This window comes from Delftia sp. BGA-UO-ETr-SB1, from assembly GCF_059567865.1.
Map to the genome: position 1 here is coordinate 1,329,459 of NZ_JCAQOW010000004.1, position 19,282 is coordinate 1,348,740.

The 19,282-nt window shown below is 56.5% G+C and carries 31 protein-coding genes; 1 reads left to right on the top strand and 30 read right to left on the bottom strand.

Annotation, left to right across the window (positions count from 1 at the left end; all coding sequences use genetic code 11):
- From AC57B5_RS06550 to AC57B5_RS06605, 12 genes are all read right to left on the bottom strand, one after another.
- The gene (locus AC57B5_RS06550) at nucleotides 1-318 is read right to left on the bottom strand and encodes a type I restriction endonuclease subunit M (protein ID WP_496399056.1); all 318 of its coding nucleotides are present in this window, start codon (nucleotides 316-318) and stop codon (nucleotides 1-3) included.
- 129 nt (nucleotides 319-447) lie between these two features.
- Nucleotides 448-705 carry a hypothetical protein gene (locus AC57B5_RS06555; RefSeq protein ID WP_496399057.1) on the bottom strand — a complete coding sequence of 86 codons (258 nt, stop codon included), beginning with the start codon at nucleotides 703-705 and terminating at the stop codon, nucleotides 448-450.
- A gap of 64 nt (nucleotides 706-769) precedes the next feature.
- Nucleotides 770-1,897: a DUF6094 domain-containing protein gene (locus AC57B5_RS06560; protein ID WP_496399058.1), complete on the bottom strand. Its 1,128-nt coding sequence runs from the start codon at nucleotides 1,895-1,897 to the stop codon at nucleotides 770-772.
- A 91-nt stretch (nucleotides 1,898-1,988) separates the two neighbouring features.
- The gene (locus tag AC57B5_RS06565; protein ID WP_160853027.1) at nucleotides 1,989-2,219 is read right to left on the bottom strand and encodes a hypothetical protein; all 231 of its coding nucleotides are present in this window, start codon (nucleotides 2,217-2,219) and stop codon (nucleotides 1,989-1,991) included.
- A gap of 121 nt (nucleotides 2,220-2,340) precedes the next feature.
- The gene (locus AC57B5_RS06570; RefSeq protein WP_496399059.1) at nucleotides 2,341-2,583 is read right to left on the bottom strand and encodes a hypothetical protein; all 243 of its coding nucleotides are present in this window, start codon (nucleotides 2,581-2,583) and stop codon (nucleotides 2,341-2,343) included.
- A 197-nt stretch (nucleotides 2,584-2,780) separates the two neighbouring features.
- The gene (locus tag AC57B5_RS06575; protein ID WP_319073963.1) at nucleotides 2,781-3,065 is read right to left on the bottom strand and encodes a hypothetical protein; all 285 of its coding nucleotides are present in this window, start codon (nucleotides 3,063-3,065) and stop codon (nucleotides 2,781-2,783) included.
- A gap of 72 nt (nucleotides 3,066-3,137) precedes the next feature.
- Nucleotides 3,138-3,455 (bottom strand): hypothetical protein, encoded by a 318-nt coding sequence (locus AC57B5_RS06580; protein ID WP_319073961.1) that lies wholly within the window; start codon nucleotides 3,453-3,455, stop codon nucleotides 3,138-3,140.
- 454 nt (nucleotides 3,456-3,909) lie between these two features.
- On the bottom strand, nucleotides 3,910-4,599 hold the full coding sequence (locus AC57B5_RS06585) for a DUF3275 family protein (protein WP_496399060.1): 690 nt from the start codon (nucleotides 4,597-4,599) through the stop codon (nucleotides 3,910-3,912).
- Nucleotides 4,600-4,968: 369 nt separating this feature from the next.
- Complete coding sequence (locus AC57B5_RS06590) at nucleotides 4,969-5,724, bottom strand: DUF3577 domain-containing protein (RefSeq protein WP_496399061.1); 756 nt, start codon at nucleotides 5,722-5,724, stop codon at nucleotides 4,969-4,971.
- Between the two features lie 210 nt (nucleotides 5,725-5,934).
- On the bottom strand, nucleotides 5,935-6,267 hold the full coding sequence (locus AC57B5_RS06595) for a hypothetical protein (protein ID WP_496399062.1): 333 nt from the start codon (nucleotides 6,265-6,267) through the stop codon (nucleotides 5,935-5,937).
- A 46-nt stretch (nucleotides 6,268-6,313) separates the two neighbouring features.
- A complete protein-coding gene (locus AC57B5_RS06600; RefSeq protein WP_496399063.1) occupies nucleotides 6,314-6,535 on the bottom strand; it encodes a hypothetical protein in 222 nt (73 codons plus the stop codon).
- A gap of 92 nt (nucleotides 6,536-6,627) precedes the next feature.
- Entirely contained in the window at nucleotides 6,628-7,086 is a 459-nt protein-coding gene (locus AC57B5_RS06605) for a hypothetical protein (RefSeq protein ID WP_496399064.1), read from the bottom strand.
- Nucleotides 7,087-7,377: 291 nt separating this feature from the next.
- Between AC57B5_RS06605 and AC57B5_RS06610 the strand changes: the two genes are divergently transcribed.
- A complete protein-coding gene (locus AC57B5_RS06610; protein WP_496399065.1) occupies nucleotides 7,378-7,662 on the top strand; it encodes an H-NS histone family protein in 285 nt (94 codons plus the stop codon).
- Nucleotides 7,663-7,822: 160 nt separating this feature from the next.
- Here AC57B5_RS06610 and AC57B5_RS06615 read toward each other — a convergent pair whose 3' ends face one another.
- The 18 genes from AC57B5_RS06615 to AC57B5_RS06700 all read right to left on the bottom strand — a co-directional run bounded on the left by AC57B5_RS06615 (nucleotide 7,823) and on the right by AC57B5_RS06700 (nucleotide 19,265).
- Complete coding sequence (locus tag AC57B5_RS06615; protein ID WP_496399066.1) at nucleotides 7,823-8,020, bottom strand: hypothetical protein; 198 nt, start codon at nucleotides 8,018-8,020, stop codon at nucleotides 7,823-7,825.
- A 73-nt stretch (nucleotides 8,021-8,093) separates the two neighbouring features.
- Nucleotides 8,094-8,912, bottom strand: coding sequence for a hypothetical protein (locus tag AC57B5_RS06620; protein WP_496399067.1), 819 nt, complete (start codon nucleotides 8,910-8,912; stop codon nucleotides 8,094-8,096).
- Complete coding sequence (locus tag AC57B5_RS06625; protein ID WP_496399068.1) at nucleotides 8,909-10,006, bottom strand: AAA family ATPase; 1,098 nt, start codon at nucleotides 10,004-10,006, stop codon at nucleotides 8,909-8,911. Before AC57B5_RS06625 ends, AC57B5_RS06620 begins: the two co-directional genes overlap by 4 nt.
- A gap of 66 nt (nucleotides 10,007-10,072) precedes the next feature.
- Nucleotides 10,073-10,432 (bottom strand): hypothetical protein, encoded by a 360-nt coding sequence (locus tag AC57B5_RS06630; protein ID WP_496399069.1) that lies wholly within the window; start codon nucleotides 10,430-10,432, stop codon nucleotides 10,073-10,075.
- Between the two features lie 291 nt (nucleotides 10,433-10,723).
- Entirely contained in the window at nucleotides 10,724-10,945 is a 222-nt protein-coding gene (locus AC57B5_RS06635) for a hypothetical protein (RefSeq protein WP_496399070.1), read from the bottom strand.
- A gap of 9 nt (nucleotides 10,946-10,954) precedes the next feature.
- The gene (locus AC57B5_RS06640; RefSeq protein WP_496399071.1) at nucleotides 10,955-11,293 is read right to left on the bottom strand and encodes a hypothetical protein; all 339 of its coding nucleotides are present in this window, start codon (nucleotides 11,291-11,293) and stop codon (nucleotides 10,955-10,957) included.
- An 11-nt stretch (nucleotides 11,294-11,304) separates the two neighbouring features.
- Nucleotides 11,305-11,520: a hypothetical protein gene (locus AC57B5_RS06645; protein WP_496399072.1), complete on the bottom strand. Its 216-nt coding sequence runs from the start codon at nucleotides 11,518-11,520 to the stop codon at nucleotides 11,305-11,307.
- A 7-nt stretch (nucleotides 11,521-11,527) separates the two neighbouring features.
- Nucleotides 11,528-11,842 (bottom strand): hypothetical protein, encoded by a 315-nt coding sequence (locus tag AC57B5_RS06650; RefSeq protein WP_496399073.1) that lies wholly within the window; start codon nucleotides 11,840-11,842, stop codon nucleotides 11,528-11,530.
- Nucleotides 11,843-11,850: 8 nt separating this feature from the next.
- Nucleotides 11,851-12,309: a hypothetical protein gene (locus AC57B5_RS06655; protein WP_496399074.1), complete on the bottom strand. Its 459-nt coding sequence runs from the start codon at nucleotides 12,307-12,309 to the stop codon at nucleotides 11,851-11,853.
- A gap of 8 nt (nucleotides 12,310-12,317) precedes the next feature.
- Nucleotides 12,318-12,749 carry a hypothetical protein gene (locus AC57B5_RS06660; RefSeq protein WP_496399075.1) on the bottom strand — a complete coding sequence of 144 codons (432 nt, stop codon included), beginning with the start codon at nucleotides 12,747-12,749 and terminating at the stop codon, nucleotides 12,318-12,320.
- Nucleotides 12,746-13,405 carry a tyrosine-type recombinase/integrase gene (locus tag AC57B5_RS06665; protein ID WP_496399076.1) on the bottom strand — a complete coding sequence of 220 codons (660 nt, stop codon included), beginning with the start codon at nucleotides 13,403-13,405 and terminating at the stop codon, nucleotides 12,746-12,748. Before AC57B5_RS06665 ends, AC57B5_RS06660 begins: the two co-directional genes overlap by 4 nt.
- A 351-nt stretch (nucleotides 13,406-13,756) precedes the next feature.
- The gene (locus tag AC57B5_RS06670) at nucleotides 13,757-15,781 is read right to left on the bottom strand and encodes a DEAD/DEAH box helicase (protein WP_496399077.1); all 2,025 of its coding nucleotides are present in this window, start codon (nucleotides 15,779-15,781) and stop codon (nucleotides 13,757-13,759) included.
- On the bottom strand, nucleotides 15,781-16,122 hold the full coding sequence (locus tag AC57B5_RS06675; RefSeq protein WP_496399078.1) for a hypothetical protein: 342 nt from the start codon (nucleotides 16,120-16,122) through the stop codon (nucleotides 15,781-15,783). The genes AC57B5_RS06670 and AC57B5_RS06675 overlap by 1 nt, the downstream gene beginning before the upstream one ends.
- A 63-nt stretch (nucleotides 16,123-16,185) precedes the next feature.
- Nucleotides 16,186-16,515 carry a hypothetical protein gene (locus tag AC57B5_RS06680; RefSeq protein WP_496399079.1) on the bottom strand — a complete coding sequence of 110 codons (330 nt, stop codon included), beginning with the start codon at nucleotides 16,513-16,515 and terminating at the stop codon, nucleotides 16,186-16,188.
- Nucleotides 16,516-16,556: 41 nt separating this feature from the next.
- Complete coding sequence (locus AC57B5_RS06685; RefSeq protein ID WP_496399080.1) at nucleotides 16,557-16,979, bottom strand: single-stranded DNA-binding protein; 423 nt, start codon at nucleotides 16,977-16,979, stop codon at nucleotides 16,557-16,559.
- Nucleotides 16,980-17,040: 61 nt separating this feature from the next.
- Nucleotides 17,041-17,571, bottom strand: coding sequence for a hypothetical protein (locus AC57B5_RS06690; RefSeq protein ID WP_160853048.1), 531 nt, complete (start codon nucleotides 17,569-17,571; stop codon nucleotides 17,041-17,043).
- 22 nt (nucleotides 17,572-17,593) lie between these two features.
- Nucleotides 17,594-18,742 carry a PFL_4669 family integrating conjugative element protein gene (locus tag AC57B5_RS06695; protein WP_496399081.1) on the bottom strand — a complete coding sequence of 383 codons (1,149 nt, stop codon included), beginning with the start codon at nucleotides 18,740-18,742 and terminating at the stop codon, nucleotides 17,594-17,596.
- Nucleotides 18,743-18,899: 157 nt separating this feature from the next.
- Entirely contained in the window at nucleotides 18,900-19,265 is a 366-nt protein-coding gene (locus AC57B5_RS06700) for a hypothetical protein (protein WP_496399082.1), read from the bottom strand.
- Between the last annotated feature and the right edge of the window lie 17 nt (nucleotides 19,266-19,282).

The window sequence follows — 19,282 nt, forward strand, 5'->3', positions numbered from 1 at the left end:
TCAATACTCGTAGGGCAGCAACAACGTGGTTGTCTGCCACCCCGCATCGGTGATGACCCAGATCGTGTGATCGCCCACCTTGTAGACGGACATCACCATGGCGCGATCGACCAGCGAGTGCTGGTTGAGCGCGCGATCGAGCGTGTGGATCTCCCCCCAATCCCCGCTTTGGTGCCGGCGCAGCAGCTCGTGCAGATCGACTTCACCTTTGCAGATGAGATCGTCCACGCCGAGCGTTGTCGCCCAGCGGCCCGCGTGAAAAAAGGGTGTGGTCTGTGGAATGGTGGCGGCCGGCCGCACCAGGTCATCAATTTCCATGGTCATCTCCTGTGGTGCAGGGACGGCCCCCCAATGGGGCTGTCCCCATTGGGTGAAAAGAAAAGAAGTTCTGCCCTGACTTGCCTTGCTCAACGCCAGGCCAGGCGGGGGCCTCAGCAAATTTGTAGGTCAGTCAATCGCAGGCTGGTTGCGGTTGTAGTCGCCATATTTCTCGGCCATTTGCCGGGCCACATCCTGGGCAATCGCTTGCCAGTACGTGCCGTCAAAAAGCCCGCAGTCATAGCGCTCCGGATGGGGATCGTTTGCGATCTCGTCCGCCTTCTCGTGCAAGGCCTGAATCACGAAGCCCTGAACCATTGGCCCGAACTTCGAGAACTCCATGAGCTCGGTGAGGAACTCCACATTGGTTTGTTGCTGACGTGGCATGGCCACCTCCTTGGTTGTCGAGGCGGCCGGCCCGTGGGGCTCGGTGCCCCAGGGGGTTAAAAAATTAGGCGATCTTGACGATCTGCCCAAGGCGCTCATCGGGCGTGAGCTCGATGGCGTTGATGACGGGTACGAAACGGTCCAGCAGCACGGTGGACTGCGAGGCATTGCCCTTCTCGTCCACGTCGATGCTGACCTTGCGCTCCTTGCGCTTGTAGGTGTCGCCCTTGATCAGAAAGGTGCGGCCGTTGCCGGCTGTGATCTTTCCCGTGACCTGGCCAGCGGCCAAGGCCAAGGCCAGGTGCCAAGGTGTCAGGTCACGAAGGGGCGGTCGGCATGCGCCGGTTGCTTGGGCGAAGTGCCCCTGCAGGCCCTCCCACAGTAGGCTGTGAGAGAACTTAGCCAGCTCATCGGCCAGTTGCTCCTCATCGATCTGCACGGCATGGAAGTCGAGCTCCAGATCCCCCTGCAGCGCAGGGATCACATAGGGCTCCAGCTCCCACGAGTCCGGTAACAAGGGCACGCCCTCCTCCGAGGCCTGCGCGTCCACCAGCGGCTGCAATGCGGCCTTGGTGGCATGCGTCGGCCGGCAGCGGGTGCCGACCACGATGCACTGCCGAAAGCGTTGCTCGGGTGCCATGAAGACGCGCAGGTTCTGAAAGTTGCGCACCAGGTAGCCGCGGATCTCGTCGTCAAGGGCGTAGTGCGGAATGATGTAGACCATCACACCGCCGTAAGCAAGATAGGGCACGGTCTTGCGCAGGAACGTTCGCTCCAAGCGCTCGGCCTTGTCCGGGCCGTCGATCAGGGATCGCTGCGCGGCTTGGTCAGAGACACCGTAGCCGTATGGCGGGTTGAGAAACAGAAGACCCATGCTGCGTGGCTTCACGATGACATCGTGCACATCGGCTTGCAACACGCGATCGAGGATCTGCTTGGCGTGCCGCGCACGGTCGCGGTCCAGCTCGATGCCGAAGGCCTCGGCGCCGGCGGCCCCACCGCGAGCGACGGTCAGCAGTTGGCGCACATCGGCCAGCGCCGTGCCCTCGCCGCAGCAGGGGTCCAACATGCGCACGTTCCCCTGATCGGGCATGCGCAGCAGATTTGAGATGCGGGCAATCGATTCTTCATCGGTCGGGTAGTACCCGGCCTTGATGTAGTTGCGCGCCAGGCGCGCGAAGATCAGGGCCATGGCCTGCTCTCCTCAAAGAAGAAAGCCAGCCCAGGGAAGTTCCCTGGTGCTGGCTGGTTGGTAGATGGCAAAGCAAGCTTTGCCAGGTAGATCACAGCTGGGTCCACATTCCGGAGTTCCAGGCCGAGATGGCCTGACGCTCGCTCTTCCAGGACTCATCAGACTCCCGCGTGAACGGACCATGCTCAGACCTCGTACCGAGGTAGAAGTCTCCATCGCTGGACAGCACCTGCAGCTGCAGGAACTCTCCGCGTTGGGCTGCGAGCAGGCCGAAGGGCGCGATTGCAGAAATTGCGGACGTTGCGAATTGAACTTGCGACATGTCATTTCTCCTTGAGGGGAAATGGACGAGCGCCCCCGGACGGGACGGCCCATCCGGGTTGAAGTTGAGTTGAGGTATAGAAAGTCCCAGCCACAGGAGGACCTGTGAACTGGGTGGGTGGTCAGAGATAGGTGCGCTGTGTCCAGCGCCCTTCATCCCATGCCTTCTTGGCCTTCTCACGGGTCGGCCAATACTGCATAGATTCGCGGGTGAAGGGACCACTGTCGGAACAGGTTCCGAGGTAGAAGCCCGCAGCACTCCGCAGAATTTCAATCGGATACTCCCTCCCGCTAGCGCGGGCAAGAGCACCAAATTGAACAGTTCTGTCCGCCTTGGCTGCGCTTGGGATTTCGACTTGCGTCATGACATTTCTCCTGATGTAGAAATGGACGAGCGCGCCCGGACGGGACACGGCCCATCCGGGAGGGGGAAGGTTGAATTCGTGCGACACTTTTCGGATGACCGAAACGCGCCACACATTGAGAGTGATTGAAGGAAGCCCCGTCGAAGATTTGGACCTGGTCCACCTCTTCGAGGAGCTCGATGCGCGTGATGCGCTTCCTATCCTGCGGCAGCGGATGCGACAGCAAAAGGCTGCGGCAAATTCCGTTCTCGCATCAGTTGAACCAGGCTGGCAGGCAGACCAGCAAGCAACTCCGGACGTGCGTAGCACGACTGGACCAGCTTGACGATCGAACACACTTCACCTGGCGCGACCTGCTCGCGCAGATCCATCAGCTTCTGATACTCCTGCTCCGTACAGGCCAGCAGCCAGCGATTGAACGCTTGATGCGTGCGCGCGCGCTGCTCGGCCGTCCAGACAGGAAGAACTTGAGGGTTGGTCATGGTTGTCTCTAAAGAAATGAGGACAACCGGCCCTGGGGGACGATGGTCCCCGAGGGTGGATGAGAAGGTGAACTACAGAAGTTTGACCGCCGCGATGGCGAGCCCGACAACCGTAATCTGAGTGGTGATGATCCAGCGCAGCTGGTCATTGAGACGGGCATTGAGACGAGTCTCAGATGCCGAGATTTCAGTTCGCACGTTGGCGATCTGAGATTTCAGCTCGGCTCCATCAGATTTGGTCATGATCTGGTCGCGCATCTCTGCACGCACAGCATCCTGGCCGGACTGAATGGCATTTTCAAGCTCACGCTCCACAGCACGGGCCTTGTCTGGCGTGACGCCAGCCTCGGTCAGTGCTTCAAAGACGCTCAGTTTGATGGGCATGCCCATGAGTCTACTCCTCCCGAAAAAAGAGCGGGCACGCCTTCCCTGACGGGCTCTTGTGCCCGCGAAAGGGTGGTGATGATGGCAATGCCCAAGCAGCGAACTGCTTTGCACATTTGCGGGGCTCAATGTGCTCGAAACCATACTGATTGGTTGGATGGTTTCCCTCAGCAGCCGCAGCTGCAGCTGCTGAGGGAACCCATCGGATTCCACAGATTTCACAATGCTCCTGGCCGCCAGAGGCAGGCCGGTCACCAGGTGGAGCTCAGGCGACCAATGAAAGGCGCGGTCACAGGCACGGCTTGGCTTTCACCGTGGCTGCACTATCGCAAAGCCGCTGCGCATCAGGTCGCAGCCACCCCAATTGGAGAGCCCCCTACCCTGTCGGGTCCTGCAGGCTGTCTATTGAGCACCGCCAGATGCGCAAGAGACAACCCGCGACGCGGGCTGATGTGTCAGGTCAGATCGGATGCCAGGTCTGGCTCTGAATGTCTGCCATCCTGTAGCCCAAGTCCTTGAGGGCTGCCACTTGCTGACGCAGGCGAAGACGATCCACGGTCGGATCGAGCTTCACAGCGTCCCGGCTGTGCACTTGCGGCCAAAGCTCCCCGAAAAGCTCCTGCAGCTGCGCCTCTTGCGCGGACTGCGGATCTTCAGCAGGTACGGGGTCAGAAGCCGACACTGCTGTCGAAGCCTGGTCCCCTCTCGCCAGCCGCTTTTGGATGCGCTTTTTCAGCTCTTCCACATTCGCTCTGGACTGGGCCGGGCTCGAACCAGGTGGAGGCGTCGATGCGGTGCTGACTGGTACCGCCCGAGGTGGCGGTTGCGGAACGGCTCGCGGCTCTTCATCCGCTGGGTCAGCCTCGACAAGATGGGGTTCTGCAGGCCTCTCTTCCATGTCATCGATCTGAAGATCGTGCAGCACGGCGCGGATCTCAGTGATGGACTTGTTGAAGTGGATGTACTGCTTCAAAAAGATGCGCTCAACCCAAGCCGTGCCTTTGTAGACGCCGTCATCGAACTGGTCGAGCAGTTGGTCGAAGACGCGGAATTCACCGATGTCGGTGAACAACTCTCCCACGCAAAAGTCGCCGTTGCGACCACCGCGGATTTTTTTGACTCTCAGCGTGACGCCGGAGAGCTTGATCATGTGCTCTTGCTCCAAAAGACGGAGCCTGAGCCCATGGGCAAGGCCCCATGGGTGAAAAAAAACACTCCACACGCGAACGCATGGAGTGCTGGTTGGATGTTCCGGGAGATTTCCAGTCAGCCGGCTGTGTGATCTCGCACACCGGCGAAGTGTGTGCGTCAACGAGATGGTGCGCAAAATCAAAGTGCTCCAACCCGAGGGCGTGCATGTCTCAGGAGCTCACATGCCTTGCCACAGAGTGGCCACAGGTTTGAGCGATACCTGCAAACGCTTGGAAGCCTTGAGCATAGCGCAAAACTTGTAAATCTGGGCCAAAAAACAACCCCTGCCCTGCGATGCAGGACAGGGGCTGGTTGGCGCTAGTTCAGCTTATCGCTGACCGGCAGGCTCTCGGTAGCCAGCTCCGCTATGCGGTGCTGGACGACGAGCATATGCCGAGGGGCCATGGCCACGAGCGGCCGGAGCGGCTGCTTGACGCGGCTGAGCATAGCCCTGGGAGGCGCTGCCCGCCCGTTGGACATTTTCAGGACGCTGCTGCTGAGCGCCCCGGGGGGCCTCATGCTGCGGCGCATGCTGTGGAGCTTGGCGCGGCTGCTGCTGTTGCTGGTCTTCAAGCCAGGACTCGTCCTGGTAGAAGCCTTCACCCTGCGGTTCATGCTCACGAGGAGCATCTTCACCTGCAGGCTCAGCACCATCTGCGCTGCGCTTGTACACCGACTCCCCATCGACCGAAATCGAATAGATGAGAATCAGGCGGCCCTTGATGAGCGCGGCCATTTCCTTATGCCCCGTGGGGCGTCCGGTTTCCTGGTCGCGCACATCGCGCTCGTAGACATGAGGGTAGGTGTCGGCGATGCGGAAGGTCACAGTGACCTTGCGACGTTCGTCCACACTTTGCTTCATGCTCTCGATCAAGCCGATCGCTTCGGCACCGCTCACGCGGAGGTCGAAGTAGGTCGTGTCGGAAGAATCAGAGCTCCCACGCAACGCACTGATGGCGCATGCGAGGAAAGGCTCAGACTTGCGGCCACGGCCTTGCGGCGTAACCCAGCGGACACGGCTCAAATAGCCGACGCCGTTGGTGTGCAGGTTGAAATACTCGCGTTGTGCGTTCGATGCTTGCATGGTGATCTCCAAAGTTTCCAGAATGTGGAAAGGGAGCGCAGATGCACGCACCGGACCGCGAGGTCTGGATGGGGCAGCTGGTCCCCATCCGGGTTACAAAAAATGCTCTACATGGTCCTTGGGAGACCATGCTGTGACTAGAAAGAGCTCAGTCACTGTGTGCCTTGCGGCGGTTCACGAAAAGAAGGCTAACAGACCGTTTTCAACAAGTCAAATGCGGTTGACAGTTTCCTGCAGCCCAGCCTTGTCCTGCTCCAGCAAGTCCGTGATCCGCAAGATCAAAGCTGAATGCTTCTGCTTAAGAGTGGGAAGTTTTTCTTGAAAATTGCTCCAGGCTCTATCCAACTGTTCGGCAACTGGCTCAGTCCTATAAGCAATGCTATCAACCATAGATTTCAGACAGTCTTTATGGCAATCACGATATAAATACAAAACGCCTAACCTGTCGTCATTGAACCAGGCGATTTTATGGAAGTCCATAATACTTAAAAGTGCCACATGCTCGCCAACTGTATTCAGCTTAGCAAAGAGGCTAGCATTCACAGCTTTCTCTACTTCTGCACGTCGCTTCGCTCTACGCTGTTCATCTTCAAGCCTGAGTTTTGCTGTTTTTTTTCAGGATTTGAGCGCCTTTTTCCAGTATAGAGATTGCCTCCACGATAGCAAGGGACTCTTTGGCATCCAACTCAAGCTCGCCATTCTTAAAATTTCGCAGCCCACCGATCAAACGCATGATGGTAGTTGCTTGAGTCTTCCTGGCGTTACTATTCTTTGATATCAATCCCTTGGCCAATTCTTCAGCTTTAATCATTTTCAATCTCCAATATACAAAGGAAACTACACAGTAAAAATCCCACCAACGAGCGTATGCTCGATGATGGGATTCGTTTGAAGCCAAAAGGCTTAGCAGTCCGTTCCAGTTGGCCGTTGAGCCATTGGAAGGCAGATCACGTTATCGCCTTGCGGCTTAAGTGGTGCAGGTTTTTCAGCTTGTTTCACAGTTGTTTCAGCACGAGCTTTTTGGATTTCTTGTCGCACAAGGCGATAGAAATCACGCAAGAGTCCCACTGACCAGGTCACGCACTTGGCGACCTTGTGGCGCCGCTCTACGTACTTCTGACCTGCTTCGTAAGCTCGTTCCCGGATCTGCTCTGCTCGTCGCAGAGTTTCCCAGGCCTTGGTGTAGACACCCAGGTACTGCATCTTCAGATCGGGATGCTCTTCGAGCAACCCGATCAAAATATCAGCGACCAGGGGATCTTGAACCCGTGAAACCATATCTGCCAGATGTTTGGCGTCCCACTGGGAGGCGCTGACAAAGGCGGATGCGGCTTGTTGGGGTTTGCGGGGGGATGAGGACATGTCGTTGCTTTCGAGTGAAGGACAACGACCCCCAGCTGGGACTCGTTGGTCCCGGTGGGAAGATGAAGAGGTGTGCCCTGCCTGCAGCTGCAGGCGCGCGTCTCACAAGGGCTCAGACGCTGCGTGGTGCTCGACGAGCGGTCACGGACTAATTGTAGCAACTCTGAACTACTAGCGAAAGCTTAAGATATAGGAGCCACCAATACGTAATAACCACAACAAACTTAATATCAACAACCCATCTGAAATTTAGTTATCATTTAGGCTTCATTAACTTTGAAGGCGAACACCGTGAGCACCACATACAAAGAACTTCTCGCCCAGCGGGAAGCACTGGAAGCCCAGATTCAAGCCGCTCGCAAACAGGAAGTCAGTGATGTAGTTGCGAAGGTTCGGAGCCTTGTGGCGGACTACGGCCTCACTGCAGAAGATATCTTCACTGCAAAGCGCACATACAAGACTTCTACCGGCGAGCCAAAGTTTCGAGATCCCGCCACCGGCAAGACCTGGACAGGACGCGGAAAACCTCCGGACTGGATCAAGGACAAGGATCGCACGCAGTTTGCTATCGCATAAATAAAGGCTACTTCGGTAGCCTTTTTTATTAAATGTTCTGATAGTTCAAAAGTGCAGCAAGCCAGTGATAAATAATCAGCACCACGATACAAACTGTGATGTTCATCGCAAGGTGACGACTACCGAGCTTTTCAAAAGGGCTAGTAGCATTGGCCTCCTCTCAGTTGGAGATGTGCACGACGGTGACTGATCGCCCAGTGCTAGTCAGCAAACCATCGACCGTCTCTGCATGCAACTTGGCCACGGATTCATCCACCTTGCCCGTCACCACCAATGGCTGGCCTTTGATCACGCGCTGCTTGAGAACATCAGCCATCTCGACCACTTCGCGGCTATCCTTCGGAATCGCATTTTTCATCTCTTTTAACCTTTAATTGAGCGAGCGTACATCTACAAATACTATTCTCGGTGACGTTCTCAACGTTGTTGACTCATGGCAGCAAACCCATTGCCCGCCAAAGCACATCTAGATCAGCTGGAACCGCGCGGGTGCGAAGAATCGCAACACGCCGATCTTTGGCATCCTTTTGGCCCAGTAGATCATTCAATGTTTTATGCACAACCTCCGTATAGAACATCTTTGCGTGTATCCATTGGGCGAAAAGGGTACTGAGTTCTTCAGCTTTAAGACTGGTCTCCAAGTCATGCACACCAGTTAAAACTGTATCTGCATCCAACGTGGCATGCCACTGGGCGAATTTTGCCCGCAAAGCGGCATCATCCGGCATCGGCGGATTGGCCAAAACCGAATCAGGAAAGCCGTGTTGGCGAAGCTGACGCCATAGCGGACGCACCCCATGCCACAGCGCTGCATGTCGAACCCAGTCGTTCAGAGTCTCAAGTATGTTGGTACGAAATTCATTCTCTCCACCCGTTATTTTCACCTTCTGCTTTTCTGGGAAAGCAGCCCAAAGCTCGGCAGGATCAATGAGATAACTCTCTAGGCAAAAGCGTGGCAACACAGTCAGATTATTACATTCCGCCTGCTTCTCCTGAATTTCATGATTGGTCCACTCATCACGGTCGACCAAGCCTAGCCATCCAGCCTCCTTCTTGAGCATCTTGACAACATCCGCCTTGCTCCCTGCTGAGGCGAGATGCCATTTAATATCCCACGTAGGAAACTTGCGGCTCAAGAAGATCCGGAAGGCATCAACATCATCTGCGCCCTCCACCAGCAGCACGCGCCGCCCTGTAACCCCAATGAACTGGGTTTTGATCTCGTCGATACGCTCTTGCACAGTGCTCATAGGGCTTTCCCCAGCTCAATGCGCATGCCTGAGGCCTCATAACGCTGCCAGATGTCGGGTTGATGGGATGTAATAATGAGCTGCCCACCAATGTCCGTCACCAACTTCTCCAGGCTGGACAACAAGCCATTTACCAAAGACGGATGCAAATACAGATCCGGCTCATCTATCAATATCACAGCCCCAGGCTCCGCCCACCGGGCCAACAAGTACAGCAATATGAGCACCTGATGCTCACCGGCACTCAGATCATCAAGACCGTGTGATTGCCCACGTCTTCCACTTAGCTTCACCCGCAAGCGACTGTCACCTAGCTGAATGTTCGGGTCGATCTCCTTGCCCGACAAGAAGGTGTTCAACAGCCGAATGACTTCATGGTATTTACGCAGTTGTGTCGTTTTGAGCGTAATGAGAGAAGCTTCTAGCTGGTCTTTCCAGTCCTCACTAGCTTGGTATTTGGGCAACCACCTACGGCCAGGCAACTCCGCAGAATGCTCGCCCACATTACGGCGCGCAGCGACCCACCGCCGCTCTTCTGCATCCAAAAATACGACATTGGGTATTTCGACTTTGTCAAACGACAGAATCATTCTTTTGCGCGCTTCAGACCATGCCATGACCCAGTCTTCTGAAGGCATGAAAACTTCGCGCTTGGGGTTACCTGGTTTACCAGTTCGAGCAACACTCTCACCCAACCACGCAACATCAGCATGCTTGGCGCGCATACTTTCGCACCAGGTTGAATCACCAAATATTAGGCCCACCACTTCGCCGGGAGCGGGCACATCCGTCAGCACCACAGCACATCCGCCCCAACGCTGCAGCCACTCACGCGGGATGCTGCTTTTGGGTAGCGCCTTGCGGTGGTCCAGCCAATAGCCCAACGCTTCCCACAGCATTGCTACGGTACGCAGCACCGTAGATTTTCCGCAGCCGTTGGGACCGGACAACAACGTGCGCGATTCAATTCGGTCATCCCAATCATTGAGAAAATCGATGCTCTGCGAGCCCAACGGACCGACATCTTCAAAATACAAAGCTCTAATTTTCATCCTGAAACCTTTCAACTTGATTGCTGCCTTGATCAATCGCAACAACCAAAACGCTTAGCCTTTCCAACCTTCGTCGCAAAGCACTTTATGCATGCCCAGCTCTTCCTCTTACAGATCGCTATCCGCACGATTCATGTCTGCCGCGATGCGCTCGCTGGTGGCTGTGACGCGGGACTCTTGGATTTGGTGCGCCCGCTTTGCCGCAGCGTCCTCTGCTGCACCGTTATGTGCATCAATCTCGTGCATCAGGTCCACAGCAGATGCCCAGATATGTGCAGGCACTTTCGTGCCGTCCACTTTGCCGCTGGCATCGAGATACTCACCCCGCCACATCAACTTCCCGGATGTGTTGCAGCGCAGTGTGTCATTGCCATACAAACGCGTCGTCGCAGTAGCGAGAGCTGTCACAAGCCCATCGTCGCTTTCAGCCGATGTAATGTGGTCGTGATGGAGAGAGATGATCTTCATGTCGGCTTTCCTCGACCTAGATGATGATGGTGAATTCAACTGTGCTGTTGCCGTCCAGTACAGCCATCCAAGTCGTCATTGAAGTTTGTTGAACCCTCAACACTGAGCGGTCAGGAAAATTAGTGGCAGTCCAACGTCCCAGAATCTGATAGATATGTTCGCCAACTCCACCTTGCGCTGTGTGGTGGCCTGGGGAGATGCTGCAGGTGAAAACTGGAGTAATCACCACAGTTTGAGTTTCTGGATCTCGCTTGAGCTTTGTTCTCATAAGATTGACTTTCTGCTTTCCGATCACTTCACGCCTACAGGCGAGCTGAGTTGAACATCACGGCGAGCAGTACCGGCACGGCACTCTGCAACCGTGTTGAAACCCTTGACGCCGCAGCCAGGATCTTCGCTGCAGAACTCGTAGTCCATGCGCAGGGTCACGATGATTGAGCTGCCGTCATCGCGCTCGTCATCTACTGCCGACACCCAGGCCAGCTTCCGAATCGCGTCGAGAGTCCTGCTCATGTTGCTTTCCTAGATGATGTTGCGCGAAAATTGATGCATGTAGTCGCCTGCAACAAGTGCCGCATTCTCTGCAGTTAAGAACATGTGATTTCGATCACTCCAAGTTGAGTCACCGCCACTGCAGCCTCGCATGCCAAACGCTGAATAGCCCCGCTCAAACTCCATCGAGACTTGTAGATATTCGCCTTCCGACAACTGGAGCTCGGGAGTCAATGAACCCCAAAGAAGATCTGATCCCTCTTGGTCGTCTTCGTCATGAGCTTCGATCTTGAGCACCTTGCCCCCAAGAAGCTCTATTTGCTCCAAAATTAGCTGGGTGAAGGGCCAAAGGCCTGCTGTTTGCGCCATGATGCTTTCCTTCATAAGCTCTTGGTGAATCTGCGACGTACTGCAGTCACATGACCACCGCGACTTTGGCCTTGAATGCGGGCCAGCTCGGCACGCAGCAGCACAAGCATTTCGGCATCAGTGCAGCTGAAACGGTCCGTCATCCTGGCTTCATCCAGCAGCTGCGCATCAGCGGTTTGCGCCTGTCGAAAAGCGTTCCTGGCTGCAACTCGGGCGATGCTGCGCAAGACGTGCTCAGTTGGTGCTGTCATAGGTCGGGAACTCGACCGGGAGTTCGCATTCGAGATGGCTCGGGGGGAGCCCCGCTTCGCCCTGGTTGAATAGCTCGGCCTGGTCTTGACCGATGGGCACCAGTAACAGCGTGTGCCCTGATGACTGGCTGAAGGCTACCATCTGCGGCGACGGATCTCCCTTGAACTCTCCAGTTGCCAAGGCCGCATCCGACACTTCACAGGGCCATCCGTCCACCAGGCACGTCACGGCGAGTTGCGGATCAACTCCAGCGTCGAGAAGCTTTCCGACCCATTCGTGCAGCTGCTTGAGATTCATCTGCTTTCCTAGGCTACATGCGTAAGCTCGCCGCCCTTCCAGGCCGCAATGACGCTTTCCAGCGCTGGCACCACCGTTTTCTCGATCACGTCGTTAGACGAGTGCTCACGCGCCTGCTCCTCTAGCCATCGTGCATCGAGCAGCACCTTCTCAAGTTCTGGGAGGAATTTTTCGCGTGCAGCCGCGAGCCTTGGACCTCGAACCTTCACCTTAAGGAAGAGCGTCGTCTGAAGGGCACCTGCAGTCTCCCGGCACGCCTTCAGTATCGGATCGGCCCGACGCTTCGCCGCCCGAAAGTCCAGATCTGGGTTGCCGCTTCCCTTAAACGTCGGAACGGTGCTCAGGAGGGTTTGGCTTGCGAAGATAAGCAAAGCGATCGCGTCCATAACGGAAAGCGTCTCCGGGCCCAGCTCGCGCTCAAATTCCATTCGGGTGATTGATCTCTTCAGCCCGGTCATTTGGGTCATCCTCTTTCCTAGTTGTCCAGGCCTTTGCCGAGCACTTGATCGGCCTCTGCATGGGCCGCTTCCAACATGTCGTCGGGGGCGTCTTCGATGCCGTAAATACCCCGAGCTTGCAGGTACTCAGAAATCAAAATGTCGCGCTTTGAAGTTGCAAACTCATCATCGTCCATGTCGTAGTCCTCGTCTGATGGGATAGGACGGATACTACCCCCCATTGGGGGGCTTGTCAACGACTCAAGACGCTTGGCAAGGACATCCTTCTCAATGACGGTTCGAACTAGTCGCCACGCCATTTGAGGCATCTCCCGGAAGCTCTTAGATGCTTCGGGAGCAAGCCATTTCTCGAAGGTTGACCATGGAACTCCCATGCGCTCAGCAAGGCCCTTTTGGGTCAACCCAAGTAGGGACGCCGCGTCACGCAGGTATTGCTGCTGGGTGGTCATACGGCCCTCGCAACAATGTCCGCCAATCGCACCGGGTCACCCTCCACCAGCCGTTTCGTGGTGCTGACGCTCTTGTGCCCAAGAATGGCAGCAATATGCACAAGGTCGCGGCCCTGGCGATGCTGCTTCACGGCGAAGGTGCGGCGAGCGGACTGGGCGCTCCCGCCCTCGATCCCAGCATTCGCATGCAGGCGCGAGATGTAGGCCCCCAAGGTGTTGCAGGAATAGCTCCAGACGCCAGAAGGGAGTTTTCGTTTGGTGAGCGCATAGGCTCCACCGTCTTCGGTCAGGAACAACGCGCTTTCTGAATCGAGCCCCCGGTAGGCACCCTTCTTCACCGTGACGCCGTGATTGCGTTCTACGCGCCAGGTGAGATAGGCATCAAGTGCTGACACCACACGCTTGTTCGACCAGAAAAGCGGGCGCTCTTCGCCGTTGTGGGCCACCTCGACGCGCACTGCGCTTGTGACGCGCACGTTGCCTTTGGCATCCAGGTAGTCGCCAACAGTGATGGTGGCCAGTTCCGTGACCGACATGGCCGTGCCGTAGAGCGTAAGGAGCAATGCGGTGTCGCGCAGCGGAACGCGGCTGTATGCCGCCGTCGCTTTGAGCAGATGCTCGATCTGCTTATCCTCGATTACTGGGGGTTTTGCCACTCTTGCAATTGTTTGTTATGAACGAATTACATTGAGTTTAGCCGTCCAGCGGTATCCTGGCTACCTGCTGAGCGAGACCTGGCACCACATCAAGGAAAGTGGCGGCATGGATAAAAACCGGTGCTATGCCAATGGCAGACTCTTTTGTCTGCGCATGCCTCTTGACCCACTGCATCGCCCTGGTGTTCTCCGCAGCTGCAGGCGCTGAAGCCGTCATCGCCGCTTCTCCGTTAATTTGCCTCACTCTGGTCAAGCCATCTGTACTGCTGGAAGTTGCACCCCTCAAGGGGGCGGGGGGGACGCGTCCACGCTGGCCGATCTTTACAGCCAGGTGGACGTTGCAGCATGACCTCACACCAACAGCGCCGCCTGCTCCTCAACCACTTCAGGTGGCACCACCACAAGCATCTGCCGCTGTGCCGTGGGAAGCGCTGTCTTGGCAGCTTCGATGACCTCCTCCTCGGTCGTGCGCTTGTTCTCCTGCAACGCCTGAACTCCTTCGTCGATGGTTCCCGGAATCACGGGCACCAGCACCAGGACATCTCTCTTCTGCCCAAGTCGGTACGCCCGATCTTCCGCCTGGCGCATTAGGGCTGGGGTCCATGGCATGGACGCGAAGGCCACGATGTTCGCGGCCGTCAGCGTGATGCCCACGCCGGCTGCCATGGTGGTGCCGATGAACACCTTGATCCCAGCATCGGTCTGGAAGGCATCCACAGCAGCCTGGCGGCGCTTGGCGCTGTCTGCGCCTACCAGGCTGACGCTGCGCATGCTCATCGCTTCCAGGGCCTGTTTCAGCGCCTCCACGGTGCTCATGTACTCGCAGAAGATGATGAGCTTGTCGTCCTCGCCCAGCGCCTCTGCGGTCTCGAGCAGGAACGGGATCTTGAGCGTCTCCAGCGCCTTGCGCAGACGCACGATCTTGGGCATCGCCTGCAGGCTCATGTCGCCGTAGATCTCTTTGTAGACATCCAAGCCTTCCGCCGGCGACAGGTAGCGCATCTGCCGCTCCTTGCTGCCCAGGTCTTTGAGCACCGACTTGCTGCGGCGGATCATCCAGCCCTTGATCGCCTCGGCCAGGGCCGCACGCTTCTCGGGCGCACCGGCGAAGCGCTTGCGGAAATCCGCCAACGTCAGGTGTCCCAGCTCGTGGCCAGTGATGCGCAGCAGCGTGTGCATCTCGACTTCCCGGTTCAACAGCGGCGTTCCCGTGACCACATAGCAGCGCTCGATACGCGCGCCCAGTAGGAAGACGTTGCGCGTGCGCCCGCTTTGGTACTCCTTGAGGTAGTGGGCCTCGTCAACAGCCATCACCGCGAAATCCAGCCCTGTTTCGCGCACCAGGCCGCCCATGCGCTCATAGTTGCCGATCACCCAATCGCAGCCCTGCAGCGTGGCCATGCGATCCTCGCCCACCATGCCGATTCGGGCGTCCGGGTAGACCATTCGGATCTCGCGCTCCCAGTTCAGCCGCAGCGACGCAGGGCACACGATCAGCACACGGCCGCTGCCAGCGGCCATGCGCGAGGCAACCACGGTCTGCCGGCTTTTGCCCAGGCCCATGTCGTCGCCCATGCAAGCGCCGGACTGGCGCAACATGTGGACCACGCCCTCGGCCTGGTAGTCGCGCAGCGTGCCGCACGCGACCATGCTGGCCAGGGCCACAGCGTCATAGGGCAAATCAGCGACATGGCCGCGCTCCGTCGAGAGGAAGCCACTGCCCTCCTCCTCGCTTGTGCCAGACCCACCACCGCTGGGGGGTGGCGCGGACGGTACGCTGATGGGCGAGCCTTGGTTGCCAGTGCTCGCCAGTTCCTCAATGACGACAGGCTGCTCGTGCACAAACACGAACTCGGGCTCCACCCCAGCAATCGATTTCAGGCGCTCTTGGATCTCCTGCGGTGTGGCCCTGACCTGCCAGGCGGATGCATGCTTGTGGAAGTAGCCGCCCAGGGCACGCATGGCGCGCACGCACAGCGGGTCGTATGTGAAGCTGACGGCATGCCGGCCACGGCTGAGATCACCCTTCGCAAGCGGGAAGACCTGTACGTCGAGCAGTTGCTTGAAGTAGTCCTGCTGCGGGGCTGCCATTGCGGCCCGGAGCGTCACATCGAGGCGCTCCAAGTCCACGAACTGACCGGCGTATGCATGCTGCAGGATCTGCTCGACGCGCGCCGGATCATTGACATCAAGCATCCACATGCGCCGTGCTGCACACCACCAGGCATCGTAGGCAGCCAAGGGCCGCTTCAGACCTGGCACGTGCGTGAGCTGCAAGCCAACCCTGAGCCCGTCAAAGGCAGCCTGCAAAAGCAGGTCCGGGGGCGTGATGGTAACTGGACCGATATGCATAGGTTTGCTCTGACGATCAGCCATCAGATCACCCACTCCACTTTGTCTATATTAGGTCGCTTCTCAATGGGGTAATGCCCACGCTCCTTCAATTCATCTATTCTCAAACGCCGCATCTCAGGAGATTCATAACCCCAGTTCCTGGCTATTTTTATTGCTTGCGGATGGACTGGCACAGGGAGAAGAGCTATCGCGGCATCAAACTCTTCGCAGGCCATCAGAATAAATTGATCAAATGATGCGCCATACTCAATGATATTTCTCTCGAATATGGCATTGCAGAAATCGTCCCAGTTGGACTCAACCAAACGGCCATCTTGAATCAATGGTCTACGATTTAACTCGTTGCAACAACTTGAATTCACCACCCACTCCTGTGACAGCTTATATAGGCTGGCGGTCGCAAATGCGTCACTAGGAGAAATTAATTATTGCGCCGGGAAATAGCTTGACTCATGCCGTCGGCGCCACATCAAAACAATGGCCTCAACACGGCTATCGAAATCGCCGACATGAATGGAATCCGTCTCAGAGACCTCATCGTATGTGACAGTTATTCGAGTATTCCAGGCGCCATCGAGCTCTTGTATCGCGCTGCCAACGCATGGATCTTTGGCGGCGCCAGTCTCGCGCATCAGCAAAAATGCAGAAGCGTCCTCTTCACGCTGGCCTGCACTCTTGACGACAACTACATAGAACTGACCGTCGTCCAGGACGCACAGCTCTTCGTAGCTTGCTGGTTGACTCGTACTTTTCAAAGCTCTCTCCTTCAGTTGCTACTAAGGCCTAAACCAGCTGCTCAAGCGGCGGACGACATTTCTTGCTCACCTACGGGCTCTGGTGCTTGGCGTCGAGCCGACTCGAATTCGATGCTCTTCACACGCGACAACTGGAGGGCGATGTCTTCAGCGACGATCTTGATGACCTGCACCTCAGCGCCCGTTGCCGCATCCTTGGCCATGAAGTCCCGCTCCTCTCCATACACCAGGACGCGGCTGCCCTTGCGCAGTAGGCGGGCAGCATCCCGGGCTTTCTGACCATAGATTTCCACTTCCCTCCAGAAGCCTCCAACCTGCTCGACATCACCTGTCGTTTTGTTGCGGGCGTAGCGGCCAAACATGATGCGCATGCTCGCTACTTCGAAGTCGCCGTTGGCTCCGGCAATGACGCGCAGATCGGGCGACTGACCGAGATTACCTTTACCGATAAAAATGTTTTGCATATATGGCTCCGATAGTGCGTGATAAAGAATTGCCCGGCTGCACCACTGCCAGGCAACTCGATTAAGAAGAAAAGCTAGAACGAGGGTATAGGTGAGGCTCGGAGAGCTCCAACGACCTGCGCGCAATCTTGATCTTTGAGCGCAGTTGAAGGTGTTCTTCATTGAGTAGCTGGGCCTCCCTGGATGCGCGCAGACACCAGGCGCGAAGATCACCAGGCAGCATTGAGGCAATCTCTTCGAGCTCATCCCAGCTCAGATGCCGGTTTGCGCCAAGCCGCTGACGCCAGCGCAGAAACACGGAGCCGCGCGAACTGCGCTGGTGCACCACCAGATATGCACCCACGCCCTTGACAGATTTGGACTGCTCCGAGAGATGCCGCATCTTCTCAGCCACCGCATCAAGACTGGCAACACCTTGGCGCAGGGCGGCGAGCCCACCCCTACCCGTAAGGGCCTTTACGTCAACCTGATTTTGACAGTCTTGATTCACTGCGGTATGCCTTGCCCAAACCACATGATTGACGATGCGTTCATCGCCGGCATGCTGGGATTGCCCTTTCAACACCTGCCCTTTCACACCATCCCCTTTCATACCAATACCCCCGTGATTTAAATCACACAGTTTCTGTGCTATTCGTCGGCTCGGCTGGAGCTTCAATAGACGCATCAGCCTCAGCAAGGCGCTGAGCCTGCTCCTCGGCCTCAAGCTGCGCGCCCACCTGCTGCAGGACCGTTCGCTCAGCATCCGTAAGCGAATAGCGACGACGTGAATGCGAAGGTGCAACTTCGACCTTGTAAATCACTGCTGGAACAGGACCGAAGACTTGCATCGCAAACTCAATGCGCTTACGTGCTTGCTCGTCAGCACCGACCCAGTCTGCGCGGTTGAGATCAGCCATCTCACTGCGAGACAACCACCGTGAAAAGCGCGCCGTGTCATAGAACACTTTCAGGATTGCCCGGGAGGCAATGCTCAGGGACTCCCGCATTTGCGAATCGCTTTGCAGGCTCTTGCGGTTGAGCGTCTTTTGCAGGCGGACGAAGTAGTCGTATTGAACGATCAGAGTCGAGATGTCGTAGCCATATGGACTCTTGAAGCCAAGGTTCACATTGACGGGATTCGAAGAGGCGGCAACCGTGTAGTTGAGCCCCAACTTGCGCTGTTGATCGAGGCGCTCTTCGCAGTGCTGGATGGCCCCGCGCAGGTGTTCTTGCACCTCCTGCAGACCACGCTCGTACCGAACCAGTGCCCAGTCAGCGTATGGATTGTTGTTGGCAGTCAGCAGCCACAAGTTCCGAAGTGAAGCCGCGATCCGCCGGCCACCGATGATGGGGGCCACTTTCGAGCCAGGTTCACGGGCACGGCCATAAAACATCCGCAGTGCTTCGATGGTATGGATCGTCATCTGATCAACACCGTCATCGACCAGCATCCCCAGATCATCTATCGCTTGGGTATCCGAGATTGGCACCAGCGGATCAACTCCCCTGCGCTCGCGGTGCTCGGCTTTCATTTGAGACAAGCGTTCACGGCGGTCGAGGAGTTCGACATACCGATCAAAGCGATGATCACTCTCAGATGCGCCGGATTCGATGTAGTCCGCCAACGCAAATTCTTCACCACGAATGGAATAACCATCGGAGAAAGGCGAGCCCTCTTCCTTCTCGAAATTCATTCTTGCAGGGCCCAATATGCTCTGCAGGTCAATGGCATCAATGCCACCGACGCGCTTTGTTTCTTGTTTACCTTGGTTTGTTGCCATCTTCTTCTCCCAGTCAGTGTTGATCTAAAAAATTGACCCCTCGGTCAGGGTAGCAAGTCCACATAAGCCATAAGTCCCTTGACGATCAGGAACTCCAGAAGCAGTAGCGCAGCTAAACATAAGCTCCAAAAAAAATATCTCCACATTCATCATTAACCTACGCTGCCTCGTCTGCCGCCCAAGCATTTAAAAAATCGAATTCCTTCTTACTAACTGCCGGAAGCCGTGAGGGCAGGCGCTTCCGGAGAAGATTCAGCACAGCATCCCGGTTAACTGTGACTAGTGTTTTTGTGTTTTTGTGAACACGCACACTTATAAATCCCTTTCCCGCCAGACGCTCAATTGAACGACGAACAGTCGCAGCAGATAAAGTTTCACAGAGATGCTCGGTCGCCATTTTTCCGGCAGTCATAGAATATTCTTTGACATCAGCCTCTTCTTTCAACAAGACCCAAAGAACGGAAGCTTCTGGATAGTCATGCAACCGCTGGACCAACTGGACAAACAAAGAATTAGCATTCATTACAAATTTCCTTATCA